The sequence below is a fragment of the Porphyromonas sp. HMSC065F10 genome (assembly GCF_001808555.1).
Classification (GTDB): domain Bacteria; phylum Bacteroidota; class Bacteroidia; order Bacteroidales; family Porphyromonadaceae; genus Porphyromonas_A.
In genome coordinates, this window is the sequence record NZ_KV793790.1 from 1 (window position 1) to 13,288 (window position 13,288).

Genomic DNA, 13,288 nt, shown 5'->3' on the forward strand with positions numbered 1-13,288 from the left:
CATCTTGGCGAGTGATGTCACTAATCCACTCTATGGTTCAAGTGGTGCGGCCTGCGTCTTTGCTCCACAAAAGGGTGCGACCCCGATGATGGTGTCGGTAATTGAGGGTAGGATGCGAGAGCTGGCATATCAAGCAGCGGACCACCTTGGCTACGATCGAAGTGGTGAGCCGGGTGCAGGAGCTGCGGGCGGACTGGGCTATGCCTTTATACAATTCCTCGGAGCGGAGTGCCGGTCAGGGATCGATCTGCTCCTGGAGTACCTACACTTTGGTGACCTCATCTGCGGTGCCGACTGTGTGATCACCGGTGAGGGGAGTGCCGATGAGCAGACGCTGATGGGGAAGTTGCCCTACGGCATCATGAGGCGTGCCCGATCCGCCGGAGTGCCTACATGGCTCGTGGCCGGCCGGGTCGGGGCGAGGGATAAGCTGCTGGCTGCCGGCTTCGATCGCGTCGCCTGCATCAATCCCCCCGGTACTCCGCCGGATGTGGCGATGAGACCGGAGGTGGCTCGGGCAAACCTTAGAGCTACGATACGCTCACTCCTTGAGACCATTCCATAGCAGGATCCTAATTACTGATTTTGGAAAAAAGAAAAAGGGCTGTGCCGACACTGGTCAGCACAGCCCTTTTTAGCTCTACTCCACGGAGTGGGAGTAGTCTATAGGATGCGATTACTTAGGCATTTGCCTTAGCCATGTACTCGCAGAGCTCGATGAGCTTATTGGAGTAGCCGATCTCGTTGTCGTACCAAGAGAGTACCTTTACGAAGGTGTCGGTGAGAGCAATACCTGCGGTGGCGTCAAAGATAGAGGTGTGGGTGTCGCCGAGGAAGTCGGAAGAAACAACAGCCTCATCAGTGTAGGCGAGGATGCCCTTCATCTCGCCCTCGCTGGCCTTCTTCATTGCCTTGCAGATCTCCTCATAGCTGGCGGGCTTCTCGAGGTTGACGGTCAGGTCAACGACAGAGACGTCCAGAGTAGGCACGCGGAGAGACATACCGGTCAGCTTGCCATTGAGAGAGGGGATCACCTTACCAACAGCCTTAGCGGCACCGGTAGAGGAGGGGATGATGTTGCCGGCGGCAGCACGACCACCGCGCCAATCCTTCTTGGAGGGACCATCAACGGTCTTCTGGGTAGCGGTGGTGGAGTGTACGGTAGTCATGAGACCATCCTTGATGCCAAAGTTGTCGTGCAGCACCTTGGCGAGGGGTGCGAGGCAGTTGGTGGTGCAGCTGGCGTTGGAGACGATCTGAGTACCCTTCTTGTAGGTGTTGTTATTAACACCCATGACGAACATAGGAGTGTCGTCCTTGGAGGGGGCGCTCATGATGACATACTTGGCACCACCTCTGAGGTGAGCCTCGCTCTTCTCCTTGGTGAGGTAGAAGCCGGTGCACTCGAGTACGTACTCGGCGCCGACCTCGTCCCACTTGCAATTAGCAGCATCGGTCTCCTGGGTGCAGCGGATCTTATTTCCATTGACGATCAGGAGGTTCTTCTCCTTATCGCAGTCCACCTCACCCTCAAACTTACCATGCATGGTGTCGTACTTCAGCATGTAAGCGAGATAGTCAACGTCCAAGAGGTCGTTAATGGCAACGATCTGGATGTTGTTGTGCTTCTGAGCTGCGCGGAAGGCGCAACGACCGATACGGCCAAAGCCGTTGATAGCTACTTTGATCATAGTGATTGTCTGTTATGTAAAATCAGTTACTAGTGTCACTGTTGTAGAGACTGCGGTATGATCCGCAATCATCAATCTTTCGATGGACAAATATAATTAAAAAAATCGGTATCCCATCCGTTTTTAGAGTTTGAAAAGGCCTTTTCCGATTCCTTTGATAAGTCCTTTAGTCAAGCCACGGAGACCACTACCGAATCCGCGAAGGGTCCCGGCGAGTAGGAGACTGCTGCCGACGGCTAATCCGGCAGGTATCACCACGTCTTGCATAAGTGAGCTCCATGAGGAGTCCTGCAGTCTGCTTACTATGGAGGGCTTACCGGTGTCCTCACCCGACGGGGTGTCTCGTAGGAGTCTGGAGACACGAGAGTACTTCCTCATCGTGCCATCCTGATCACGATCCATCCGGACTATATGGGTGCGGGATCTGTCAGAGGGGGCCTTGATCCCCAGCACGTTTCCGACCAGCTTTGCCGCTACCGGACTCTTGTCTGAGAGGGCTCTCAGTGCCTCTCCCTTGATCACCTCGGCACCATCGGTGCGGAGGTAGTCGACATTGTTGAGGATCCGCATCTTGCTCTCCTCCGATCGACTCTCTAAGCGGTGCTTCTGCGCCTCCAGCCGGCTTTTATAGTCTGGCTTATATGCTTTTGTGCTCATAGTAGTGTCCTCTATCAGAGGGATTGATGGTTAGTTGCCCTGCAGGTCGTCCTCGTCCGTAAACTGGTGAACCTCCACGACCGGGTGGTCAGGCGACTCTGTGCCGGGGATCACCGACTCGCCATGGACATCAGTCACGTCAGCGACCATAGTCACTGTGGCGGTCTCACGCCGAGCCTCTCCTGCCTCTTTCTCCTCCATATCCTCCAGCTTGTCCAGCTGAGCGGAGATGATCTTCTCCTCCAGTGTGCTGGTGATCGGCTTCTTAAGGAGAAGGAGGATGAACTCGATGAGCAACAGTAGCCCCACTAAGCACCCGAAGCCTGCTGCCAGAGCGGAGACTGTATCGTAGGCGCCCAGTAGGTCGGAAGCAAAGATCATGGCAAAAAGCAGTGCGATGACCACTTGAAGAAATAGGAGTGCCGTCAGCCCAACGACAGCCATGATAAGGTAGTACACCCCTTTGATGCCGGCAGGAACGCCTTTCTCAATTGCCTCGAGCTTCACGAGTTCGCGCTTGGCGCCCACGAAGGAGAGGGCCTCTGCCTTTACTTCATCGATGATTTGCTTGATTGTCTTAGCCATGTCTGTACCTTAATAGGTAAGGTGATACTCTCGTGGGATAAAGACAGATGGAACTGCGAAGGATCCTTGCGAGGATGCTTCGGCAATCCCATCTGTAGATAAGTGGCTCTGAGTGCGCCAAAGGGGGGGTTAGTCCTTGTTGACCTTTTTCTTGGCCTCCTCGGCGAGTCTGTCTTTCTGCTCCTTGGCCTCTGCCTTGAGGTCCTCGAGCTCCTCCTCAGTCAGGTCGGCGACCTTCTGAGCGGTGTCCTTAGCCTTATTACCCAGCTGGGAAGCGGAGTCCTTCACAGTAGAGTATATGTCCTCCGCGTCACCCTTGAGGTCATCGACGTAGTGAGAGAGGTCACGACCGGCCTTGCGTGCACGGATACGACCCTCGTAGTAAGCGTCCTTCACGTTGCTCTTCACCTTGTCGGCGGTATCTGACATATCATCAATGAGCTGGTTGCGACGGCTCTCGTCAGAGAGGTATGCGATGGCTGCTCCGATGGCTGAGCCTACGAAGAGACCCAGCATAAACTTTATTCCGGAATTATTGTTACTCATAACTCTTCCTTGTGTACTTAGTGTCTACGGTTAGTGTCAGCGATAGGGGGATTATCTCCCCTATCTTCTGTACAAATATACCTTTTTTCTAATACACAGACAATTCTGCAATCCATTGTCGCAAAAATGTCATAGCGGACTAAGGTCCCACTCGCCGGTCAAGGTAGTCCTCTACTATGGGCAGGTCCCCCGGCTCTGTCTCGTCAGGGTAGCGGAGGCGTAGCTGTGCAAGACAGATCCGAGTCAGGCAGACATTACGCCAGCCGGTAATGTCGAAGGCATCCATATCTGCAGGGCTGATCCCGGTGTACTCATTGGTCAGTGATGTGAGTGATCGGTAGTGGTGTCGCCAGTGAGGGTCAAGGGCAGCGCTCAGCACCATAGTGCAGATCGCCTCCTTGTGCTTGAGCCAAAACTCAGCTGTCGGGTGCAGCCGCCGTATCGCTCCGAGGAGGATGCTTAGGTCGAAGCGGACGTTGTGACAGACGAGGACGGTGGATCTCTTGATCAGCGGAAGGAGCAACTCAAGGAGCTCCTCCTCGCTCTTCCCCATGATCCGGAGTGTGTGGGTGTCCAAGTGGTGTACCCTCCTCGCCTCGTCGCTGCCGGCATTGTTTTGCTCCACCAGCACCACACCGTGACAGAGCTCACGGTATTGGTCGTCTAAGCCCAGCCAAGCCGCCTGCACAATGCGGTCTTCCTTGCCCTGCAAGATCGAGAGTCCTGTTGTCTGCAGGTCGAGGATCAGGTAGCGTGGGTAGAGCCCTTGCTCCTCAGCGGTCAATCTCTCCAGTTCCTCGGCGGGCACCGTGGGAGGCTGGAGTTGCTTCAGTAGCTCAGCGTAGGGGATGGAAGGTGATGACATAGGTACAGTAGGCTTCCTCTTGACGATGTGATTGCGGTACCCGGCACGTCTCAAAAGAGTATCGCCGAGGAGCAGGCAGACCAGCACCACGGCGATAAGGATAAGTAGTCCTGCTTGGCTCATCGAGCCTTGTCAATAGGAGCAGGCAAAGAGTACTCGGCGCTCGGAGGGCTTGCCGGTCAGGATGTCCTTACCCGGCTCGTCCGGCTGACCGAGTGGGATGCATCGGATCGTCGCCTTGGTCAGATCCTTGATCCGCTCCTCTGTCTCTGCAGTACCATCCCAGTGTGCCATCACGAAGCCACCGGCCTCGACCTTCTCACAGAAGTCGTCCCAGTCATCGCAGCTGTAGGTGTGTGCGGTGCGGAAGTCAAGAGCGCGCTTGTAGAGATTCTCCTGGATCTGATCCAGCAGATCCTCGACCCGCTTGCCGATGCCCTCGTAGGGGACGGTCTCCTTCTCCAGCGTATCTCGGCGCATCACCTCTATCGTTCCCTCCTCGACATCGCGGGGTCCGAGGGCAAGGCGAACCGGTACGCCCTTCATCTCGTACTCAGAGAACTTCCACCCCGGCTTCTTGTTGTCAGCGTCGTCGTACTTCACCTTGATGTCGTGATCGCGAAGCTCCTTGATGAGCGGCTCCACCAGCTCGGTGATCTGAGCACGCTCCTCATCACTCTTGTAGATCGGGACGATCACTACGTCAATCGGAGCCAAAGCAGGCGGCAGCACCAGCCCGTTGTCGTCAGAGTGGGTCATGATCAGTGCGCCCATCAGGCGAGTCGATACGCCCCATGAGGTGGCCCAGACCAGCTTCTCCTCACCATCCTTATCGGCAAAGGTGACGTCAAAGGCCTTGGCAAAGTTTTGCCCCAAGAAGTGTGACGTACCGCTCTGTAGCGCTTTCCCATCCTGCATCATCGCCTCAATGGTGTAGGTGTCGATGGCACCGGCAAAGCGCTCAGTGGGCGTCTTTACACCACGGATGACCGGCATGGCCATCTTCTTCTCGGCAAAGTCGGCATACACTCTGAGCATCTGCCGAGCTCGCTCCTGAGCCTCCTCCTCAGTGGCATGGGCTGTATGACCCTCCTGCCAGAGGAACTCGCTCGTGCGGAGGAAGAGACGGGTACGCATCTCCCAGCGCATGACGTTGCACCACTGATTGCAGAGCAGAGGGAGGTCGCGCCAGGAGTGGATCCAATTCTTGTACGTATTCCAGATCACCGTCTCCGAGGTGGGGCGGATGATCAGCTCCTCGTCGAGCTTAGCCTCGGGGTCCACGATGACAGCAGACTCGTCCTCTGTCGCCTTGAGCCGATAGTGAGTCACCACAGCGCACTCCTTGGCGAAGCCCTTGACATGCTCCGCCTCACGACTGAGGAAGGACTTAGGGATCAGAAGGGGGAAGTAGGCGTTGCTGACACCGGTCTCCTTAAAAGACTTATCGAGAAGCTCCTTCATCCGCTCCCAGATAGCGAAGCCGTATGGCTTGATGACCATACAGCCGCGGACGGCAGCATTCTCCGCCAGGTCAGCCTTCAGTACGATGTCATTGTACCACTGGGAGTAATTCTCTGACCGGGGCGTGATTGCCTTGATTTTCTTGGCCATATTCTTTGGCAATTTTATTGAAACTATGTTTAGGTAACAAAGGTACCACTTTTTGCATATCCTCAGAGGACGATCAGTCGTTCCTCCACCTCTGGAGCGGTGATAAAGGCGAGGACGAGAGAGTCCGGATAGGTGTGGTGGCTCTCGGAGAGGGCACTTAACTCGCTCCCTGACCTATAGGACACCGCTACCTCACCGAGACGATTGACGGCGAAGTGTCCCGGTGAGAGAAGAGTGATGTCCGTCTGAAAGTCCCGCACGTAGCGACTGAAGGCCTTGAAGATCGCCTCCTTGGCACTCCATAGCTCGAGTGGGCTTATCTGTGGGAAGCACGCCATAGTCCGGCGATCTGCCTCCGTGGTGTAGCGTGGGAGGATCCTCGCAGCCTGATCCGCCTTGTCCTCCACATCGATGCCCACCGGTAGTAGTCCCGAGGGAGCCACCTGGAGGGCGACGCTGCAGTGGCAGTCGGAGGAGGAGTAGAGGAGGTCGGGACGATTGGGGAAGTAGGGCGCTCCGTCTGAGTAATGCGCCACATGTGGCGGCTCCTCGTCGGTAAAGAGCCGTCGGAGTCCACGCTTCAGCGTCAGGTGGGTATCCTCACTTGAGTCAGTGCGGGGGATCACCACCACAGAGGACCGGTTTGTCATGGCCTCTTCTCTGTCTCTTGCTCCCTCACCTCGTCATCGTGAGCCTTCGCAGGGTCGGGGATGAAGAGGATCTTGCTGATGCGTCTGTTGGTGATGGAGAGCACCTTGAATTGATGCCCGTCAATAGTGATCACCTCATTGACCTGGGGAAAGTCACCCTTTACCTCCAGCAGCAGTCCCGCCAGTGTCTCCGCCTCGTCTGATACCCTTAAGATGGCATCGTAGTCCTCCACCTTGACGATGCGGAGGAAGTCAAGGATACTGATCTTGCCATCGAAGACAAAGGACCCGTCTGGAAGCTCCTTGTAGAGCTGCTCGTCCTCATCGTACTCGTCCTCGATGTCCCCGACGATCTCCTCTAATAGATCCTCCATCGTCACCAAACCACTCGTGCCACCATACTCATCCACCACGATCGCCATATGGCGACGCTCCTTACGGAAGACCTCCAGCATATGGCTTACCTTCACGTCCTCTGGTGTGTATAGTACCTCTCTCAGGAGTCCCTCCCATCGGAAGTCGGGTGCCTCGCCGAGATGCTGCAGGAGGTCCTTGGCGTACAGGATCCCCTTGATCGAGTCGATCCGCTTGTCGTAGACCGGTATGCGCGAGTAGCCGCACTCCTCCACGAAGGAGAGTACCTCCGCATAGGGTGTTGAGAGCTCCAGTGCCGCCATATCGATCCTCGGTGTCATCACCTCGGAGACTGTCTTGCGCTGGAAGAGCAGGATCTCATTCAGCACCCCCTGCTCCTCGCTGTCCTCCGTTGTCAGTTCGATTGCCTTGCTGAGGTCCTCTCGGTCGAGCTCAGACTTATTCTTTGTCAGGGACTTGCCAATCACTTCGCCCATACGGACGAGAGCCTTATTGATCCCCTTGAGGGCGCCATAGAAGGTGAAGAGCGTCGTGACATTACGACGTGCCACCCTGAGCGGATCCATCTGCGTGGAGACCTTCGGGATAATCTCGCCCACCAGCAGGATTGCGAAAGTGATGACCACCACCTGCAGTACGAAGCCGAGCGTACGTGCATGGGTGAAGTCCAGCGTCTGATTGACGACCGAGTCACTCAGCATCACGATCGCTGTATTAACAAAGTTATTGGAGATCAATATCGTGCTGAGTATATACTCCCCATGCTCCAGCAGATAGATCACCTTCTTGTCCCGCTCCTCCTTAGAGGACTTCAGCTCCTCCAGCTGCGATGGGGTGAGGGCGAAGTAGGCCACTTCCGATGAGGAGCAGAAGCCACTGTAGTAGAGACAGACTGCGATAAGTACCAGAGTAATGACCAGCGTCACGATGCCCTCCGGTCCCAGCGGGATCACGCCCACGCCCTTTAGCAGTCCGCTACTGATGTATTCGATGTCTTCCAAGGATAAAAATTACTATGCTGTCTATCATCGGGGATATCAAAAAGGTAGGCCAGACTCCGCATCCTTACTGAGCGTCTCTCTATAGTCTGCGTAAGGCGAAGTGATCGACTCCTCCTGAGGGGTCACTGACTTCTTGGGCTGAGGCTTAGAGATGAGAGCGACCTGCTCGGCGATGATCATCGCCTTGCGATTGTATTTATCCTCGCCACTTCGGTACCTCTTGTAGGTCAGTCTGCCCACGACACGCACCTTATACCCCTTACGGACGTGAGTCTCCACATAGTGGGCGGGCTCCCGGTAGCAGACGACATCATGCCAGTCTGTCACCGCTCCGCCCGGAGTGTCGGGGAGGAGGCTGTCTGTCGCCACGCTGAATGATGCCATACAGGTCCTCTCATCCAGGTAGCGGATCAGCGGGTCATGCCCCACGTTGCCTTGCAGCTCTACCCTGCAGTATGTATCGCTGTCACCCATGGCTCATGACCGGAGGAGAGCGATCAGCTCCTCGGTGGTATAGCTCTGCTGCTCACCCGACTCCATATCTTTGACGCTAATGGTATGCTGCTCGATCTCGTCATCGCCGATGAAAGCGACGTAAGGGATCGAGAGCGCATTGGCGTAGGACATCTGCTTCTTCATCTTCGCATCGTCCGGATAGACCTCCGCCGTGATCCCCTTACTGCGAAGCTCACCGAGTAGGGGAAGGATGTAGTCCAGAGCTTTCTCCCCAAAATTGATGAAGAGCAGCTGCGTCCCCGAGTGGGTTGACTCTGGATAGAGATCCAGCGCCTCCAGCACATCAAAGATCCGCTCAGCACCAAAGGAGATCCCCACACCGCTCATGCCGCTCTGGCCGAATACTCCTGTGAGATTGTCATACCGACCTCCACCGGTGATGCTCCCCATAGGCGTGTCAAGCGCTTTCACCTCAAAGATAGTCCCGGTGTAGTAGTCCAAGCCTCGTGCCAAAGAGAGGTCCAGCCGAACTTCATTCTGCAGGCGACAGTGGCGTAGCTTGTCCAGGATGTAGGTCAGCTCCTCCACCCCCTTGCGACCCACCTCGCTCTCGCGGAAGAGGTCAGCGAGCTTCTCCAGCTTCTCTTCATTGCTTCCCGAGATACCGAGGATCGGCTTTAGGCGACTGATCGCCTCCTCGCTGATGCCCTTGCCACGCAGTTCCTCCTCGACACCCTCCCAGCCGATCTTCTCCAGCTTGTCGATGGAGACGGTCAAGTCGATGATGTTCTCGATCCCCAGCTGCTCGCTGATGGCAGTGAGCAACTTCCGATTATTGAGGAGGATCACTACCCGCACGCCCAGCTTGGCGAAGACGGTGTCGATGATCTGTGTCAGCTCCACCTCATGCAGGAGAGAGTCGGAGCCGATCACGTCGGCATCGCACTGGTAAAACTCGCGGTACCGACCCTTCTGGGGGCGATCCGCACGCCATACCGGCTGTATCTGATACCGCTTGAAAGGGAGGGTGATCTCATTACGGTGCTGCACCACATACCGAGCAAAGGGGACAGTCAGGTCATACCGCAGTCCACGGTCGCAGGCTCGGGAGGCAAAGTCAGCCGGATCAATGGTCAGCAGCTCCTGACGGTCAAAGTCCTTGAGGCTGTCGCCCGAGTTGAGGATGCGAAAGATCAGCCGATCTCCCTCGTCACCATACTTCCCGAGTAGGGTGGAGAGGTTCTCCATCGCCGGTGTCTGTATCTCGCGATAGCCATAGAGCCGGTAGGTGCTGATGATCGTATTGAGTATGTAATTGCGCTTCGCCATCTCCTCGGGGGAGAAGTCGCGAGTGCCCTTGGGTATGCTTGGTTTCTGAGCCATAAGTGATGTTGCTACAGAGGGATGAGGTTAGTACGTATTATAGGAGCGGATCTTGTCCATCTTCTTCCTGGTCTTGGGTCGCATGGGGTCGTCGGAGTAACCGAGCGACACCACCAGCTGGACCGTCTTCTCCCGAGGTATCCGGAGGATGTCCTGGATCTTCTTATTATCCAGCCAGCCTATGACGCAGGTATCAAGCCCCTCGCTGCGTGCTGCCAGCGTGAGGTAACCCACGGCGATACCGATGTCGATCCGGGAGAAATGCTGTTTCTTGAGGAGGTTTCCCACTTTTGCCGCCACATTGGCTGCCTCCTCGACTACGACGATGAGCGCCGGCGCCTCCTTGGCGAAGGTGTTCATCGATGGGAGTAGGGGGGAGGTGAGGCACTTCGCGACAGCGACCTTGAGCTCCGGATCATCAACGACGATGAAGCGCCAGGGTTGCGAATTGGTGGCAGATGGTGCCAAGTGTGTCAGATCAAGTATGCGCTCGATCGCCTCACGTGGTACCGGCTTATCAAGATACTTGCGAGTACTCTGGCGCGACTGGATCAGCTCGCTGAGAGGGTTGCTGTCGGGGTCCATGGGAGAGGGTTACTGGCGGAAGGTGATAAGCTTGGCGAGGTACTTGCCGATGATGTCAAACTCGAGATTGACCCGCTTCCCCTCCGACAGGTCACCAAAGTTGGTGATCTCCTTAGTGTAGGGAATGATAGCGACCTTGAAGGTGTCTCTCTCGGAGTCCACCACGGTGAGGCTGACACCATTGATGCAGACAGAGCCCTTCTCCACAGTGGTGTAGCCACGGGCTGCCATCTCATCGGGGACACTGTAGCGGAAGGTGTAGTAGGTGCTTCCACCCACATCCTCCAGCCTGATGCACTCGGCTGTGGTATCAACATGTCCCTGGACGATATGCCCATCGAGGCGACCATCGCTCCTCATGCTCCGCTCCACATTGACCCGATCACCGGGCTTGAGGTCGCCGAGGTTGGAGCGCTCAAGGGTCTCCTGCACCGCGGTGACGGTGTAGCTCTTCTCCTCGGGATGGATTGAGACAACCGTCAGGCAGACTCCATTGTGCGCCACGCTCTGGTCTATCGCCAGCTCGTCCCAGAAGGGGACAGTCAGGGTGAGGTTCACATTGGTACTATTGTGAGGGTGATCCACTCGGAGCACCTTTGCCGTTGTCTCGACTATTCCGGAAAACATATAGAGGATTACTTACTGATAACTATCACTGATAGTGCAAATTTACCCAAAAGGCATTACCTGCCCAATTCTCCCTCCTTGATCCACTCCGTCATCATCTCCAGGGCCTCGCTCGAGAAGCCCGGCTTGAGGTGGATGTACTCGCCCGGGAGACCGGTGCTGCAGGGTAGGAAAAGGTGATTGAGCCCCGCGATCTCTTCTGTCCTCACTCCTGAGGATGCTGTCGCCAGGCGCTTGATGGTGCTGAGATTGCCTGACGCCTCCACCTGCATGTCCTTACTCCCATTAAGAGCCAGTATCGGGCAGGTGATCCGTGGAAGGAGGGTGGAGGGATCGCTCCTGAGGAACTCCTTATAGTATGGTGTGGAGGTCGCATCAAGCATCGAGCTGAAGTACCTGTCGCTGAGGACCATCGCTCTCGTGTCGGCTCGCTGCTCCTCGCGGACCAAGGGTAGCACCCTCTCGAAGTAGCCCCGCATCAGCGTAGAGTCCTCCGCTCGGGTCGTGGAGTGGTTGGCGAAATCCCTGAAGGTCTCACCGGTAATCTTGGCGAAGTCTTCCTTTGCCTCGGGGGAGATCAGGCTCGCCATCATTACTACATTCTGGTACGTGATGATCTCCACCCCTGAGGTTCCCGGGGCGGCAAGCAGCACGATGAAGTCGACCTCTGCCGGACTCTCTGCTGCGATCCTCTCGGCGATCAGTCCTCCCTCGCTGTGCCCTATGAGACCCACCCTCGAGTAGCGTCCCGTCCTACGCAGGTGCTCAAGAGCCGACTTGGCATCTGCCACGAAGTCACTCAGCATAGAGGCTCCGAAGGTACCCGTAGACTCGCCCACTCCTCGCTTGTCATACCTCAGCACGGTAATGCCCTGTCGGGTGAGGTGGTCGGCAATGTCGCGGAGGGGCTTGTGTGGTCCCAGCTTCTCGTCCCTGTCATTAGGTCCACTGCCCGCTACCAAGACCACTGCGGTAGAGCTCTTCTGCTCGCTTGGCTCCGTCAGGGTGGCGGCGAGGGTCACCTCTCCCGAGGGGATGGTAAGCTCGGTGGAGAGGTAGGGGAGGTCGTCCTTGGGCTTGCTCTTCCGGTACTCACCTCGTATCAGATCCAGCCGAGTGGTAAATCCTTGCTGAGAGAAGTCTCCCCGGATCGTATCACCCTCGAACTGCCCGCTATAGCCGGCACCGATGGTGCGGCTCTGCCAGCTGAGCGTCCGGCTATCGGGGCTAAAGCTGATCTGATCCACCGGGATCCCTTTTGCCCCCTGCTCCGGGCTGTCTAAGGTGGCGGAGTAGCCGTCGGTCCCCTCCGTGATGTGGAGCACAAGCGGCAGGCTATAGGTCGGAGTGACCTGCAGCATCCCATGCCAAGTGTCGACGATCTGAGCTCGGCAGGTGAGCGCAAGGATGGATAGCGCAAGGATAATGTAGTTTCTCATCGCTATGAATGAAGTGAGTCAATAAAACTAATTGGAGACTATTGCACGAAGGCGATCTGCTGCGTTGCTTTCGGAATTCGGTCTCGGTCACGTACGTGAGTACGCTCCTTTCGGTCTCATCCTCAGCGCCTTGCATCTCATCCTTCGTGCAAAGTCTCAGCACATTTGAAACAAATGTGCGAGAATGGCACTTCGTGCAACATTCTCAATTGACCGAAAGGTACAAAAAAAGGAGAGACCGCCACCGTCGGATGTCGGTGACCGTCTCTCCTAAAAGTGCATGGACTCGATCCGCTTCACAGAGGGTCGTCATCACTCAGTATGAATTACTAGACCACACTTGGGATAATAGTCGCTGATAGCGAGTCAAAAATTGGAAAATACAGATGGACTACATCCTTTCAGTGGCACCGCTCCAGTCCTCGGGAGCGATACAAAATGCACGTGACGGCAGGTTTTCTGGCTTGTCTCTCGGCTCGTCGCCTTCCCATACTCCTCCGAGGAGGACCACAGTGGCATCACTTCGAGCCGATCGGTTGGAGACTTACAGCAGCGGGTCTGCACAGGACTTGCACCTGTTTCCCTCTTACTCCGATGAGCGAGTGTCCATCGGATCACCGTCACTGCAAAGGTACATTTTTTTACTCATCGTTGCTCTCATTTCGCCCATTGGACTGGCTGAATTCTTTTACCGATATTAGGCGTCACTAATACCGATATTAGGCGCGCCTAATATCGGTAAAAGAAATTCCCCACATCACGAGCCACTTTCCGCTCACAATTATGCGATTCCTGGAAAAAGTACACAGTTGAT

14 protein-coding genes and 1 riboswitch are annotated in these 13,288 nt (G+C 56.0%); of the genes, 1 reads left to right on the forward strand and 13 read right to left on the reverse strand.

Features of this window, described 5'->3' with window-relative positions; all coding sequences use genetic code 11:
- Window positions 1-565, forward strand: a 565-nt coding sequence (locus HMPREF2890_RS05300) for a glycerate kinase (RefSeq protein WP_148130684.1), incomplete at its 5' end; no start/stop codon positions are given.
- Window positions 566-680: 115 nt separating this feature from the next.
- Here the strand turns inward: HMPREF2890_RS05300 and gap are convergent.
- The 13 genes from gap to HMPREF2890_RS05365 form a co-directional block, all read right to left on the reverse strand.
- Window positions 681-1,691, reverse strand: a complete 1,011-nt coding sequence (gene gap, locus HMPREF2890_RS05305) for a type I glyceraldehyde-3-phosphate dehydrogenase (RefSeq protein WP_070466317.1) — start codon at window positions 1,689-1,691, stop codon at window positions 681-683.
- Window positions 1,692-1,814: 123 nt separating this feature from the next.
- Window positions 1,815-2,348 (reverse strand): hypothetical protein, encoded by a 534-nt coding sequence (locus HMPREF2890_RS05310; RefSeq protein WP_070466319.1) that lies wholly within the window; start codon window positions 2,346-2,348, stop codon window positions 1,815-1,817.
- Between the two features lie 30 nt (window positions 2,349-2,378).
- Window positions 2,379-2,933 (reverse strand): hypothetical protein, encoded by a 555-nt coding sequence (locus tag HMPREF2890_RS05315; RefSeq protein ID WP_070466320.1) that lies wholly within the window; start codon window positions 2,931-2,933, stop codon window positions 2,379-2,381.
- Window positions 2,934-3,062: 129 nt separating this feature from the next.
- The gene (locus HMPREF2890_RS05320; protein WP_070466322.1) at window positions 3,063-3,479 is read right to left on the reverse strand and encodes a YtxH domain-containing protein; all 417 of its coding nucleotides are present in this window, start codon (window positions 3,477-3,479) and stop codon (window positions 3,063-3,065) included.
- A gap of 139 nt (window positions 3,480-3,618) precedes the next feature.
- Window positions 3,619-4,467 (reverse strand): 3'-5' exonuclease, encoded by an 849-nt coding sequence (locus tag HMPREF2890_RS05325; RefSeq protein WP_070466324.1) that lies wholly within the window; start codon window positions 4,465-4,467, stop codon window positions 3,619-3,621.
- 9 nt (window positions 4,468-4,476) lie between these two features.
- Window positions 4,477-5,958: a proline--tRNA ligase gene (gene proS / locus HMPREF2890_RS05330; protein WP_070466326.1), complete on the reverse strand. Its 1,482-nt coding sequence runs from the start codon at window positions 5,956-5,958 to the stop codon at window positions 4,477-4,479.
- A 62-nt stretch (window positions 5,959-6,020) separates the two neighbouring features.
- Window positions 6,021-6,608, reverse strand: a complete 588-nt coding sequence (locus HMPREF2890_RS05335) for a 4'-phosphopantetheinyl transferase superfamily protein (protein WP_070466328.1) — start codon at window positions 6,606-6,608, stop codon at window positions 6,021-6,023.
- Window positions 6,605-7,984, reverse strand: coding sequence for a gliding motility-associated protein GldE (gene gldE / locus HMPREF2890_RS05340; RefSeq protein WP_083289822.1), 1,380 nt, complete (start codon window positions 7,982-7,984; stop codon window positions 6,605-6,607). The genes HMPREF2890_RS05335 and gldE overlap by 4 nt, the downstream gene beginning before the upstream one ends.
- A gap of 36 nt (window positions 7,985-8,020) precedes the next feature.
- Complete coding sequence (locus HMPREF2890_RS05345; RefSeq protein ID WP_083289823.1) at window positions 8,021-8,458, reverse strand: single-stranded DNA-binding protein; 438 nt, start codon at window positions 8,456-8,458, stop codon at window positions 8,021-8,023.
- A gap of 3 nt (window positions 8,459-8,461) precedes the next feature.
- Complete coding sequence (hisS, locus tag HMPREF2890_RS05350; protein WP_070466334.1) at window positions 8,462-9,823, reverse strand: histidine--tRNA ligase; 1,362 nt, start codon at window positions 9,821-9,823, stop codon at window positions 8,462-8,464.
- A 27-nt stretch (window positions 9,824-9,850) separates the two neighbouring features.
- Window positions 9,851-10,408 (reverse strand): nitroreductase family protein, encoded by a 558-nt coding sequence (locus HMPREF2890_RS05355; protein WP_070466336.1) that lies wholly within the window; start codon window positions 10,406-10,408, stop codon window positions 9,851-9,853.
- Window positions 10,409-10,417: 9 nt separating this feature from the next.
- Window positions 10,418-11,035, reverse strand: coding sequence for a riboflavin synthase (locus HMPREF2890_RS05360; protein WP_070466338.1), 618 nt, complete (start codon window positions 11,033-11,035; stop codon window positions 10,418-10,420).
- A gap of 56 nt (window positions 11,036-11,091) precedes the next feature.
- Window positions 11,092-12,474 carry an alpha/beta hydrolase family protein gene (locus HMPREF2890_RS05365; protein WP_070466340.1) on the reverse strand — a complete coding sequence of 461 codons (1,383 nt, stop codon included), beginning with the start codon at window positions 12,472-12,474 and terminating at the stop codon, window positions 11,092-11,094.
- 431 nt (window positions 12,475-12,905) lie between these two features.
- Window positions 12,906-13,111, reverse strand: a riboswitch (cobalamin riboswitch).
- Window positions 13,112-13,288 lie beyond the last annotated feature (177 nt).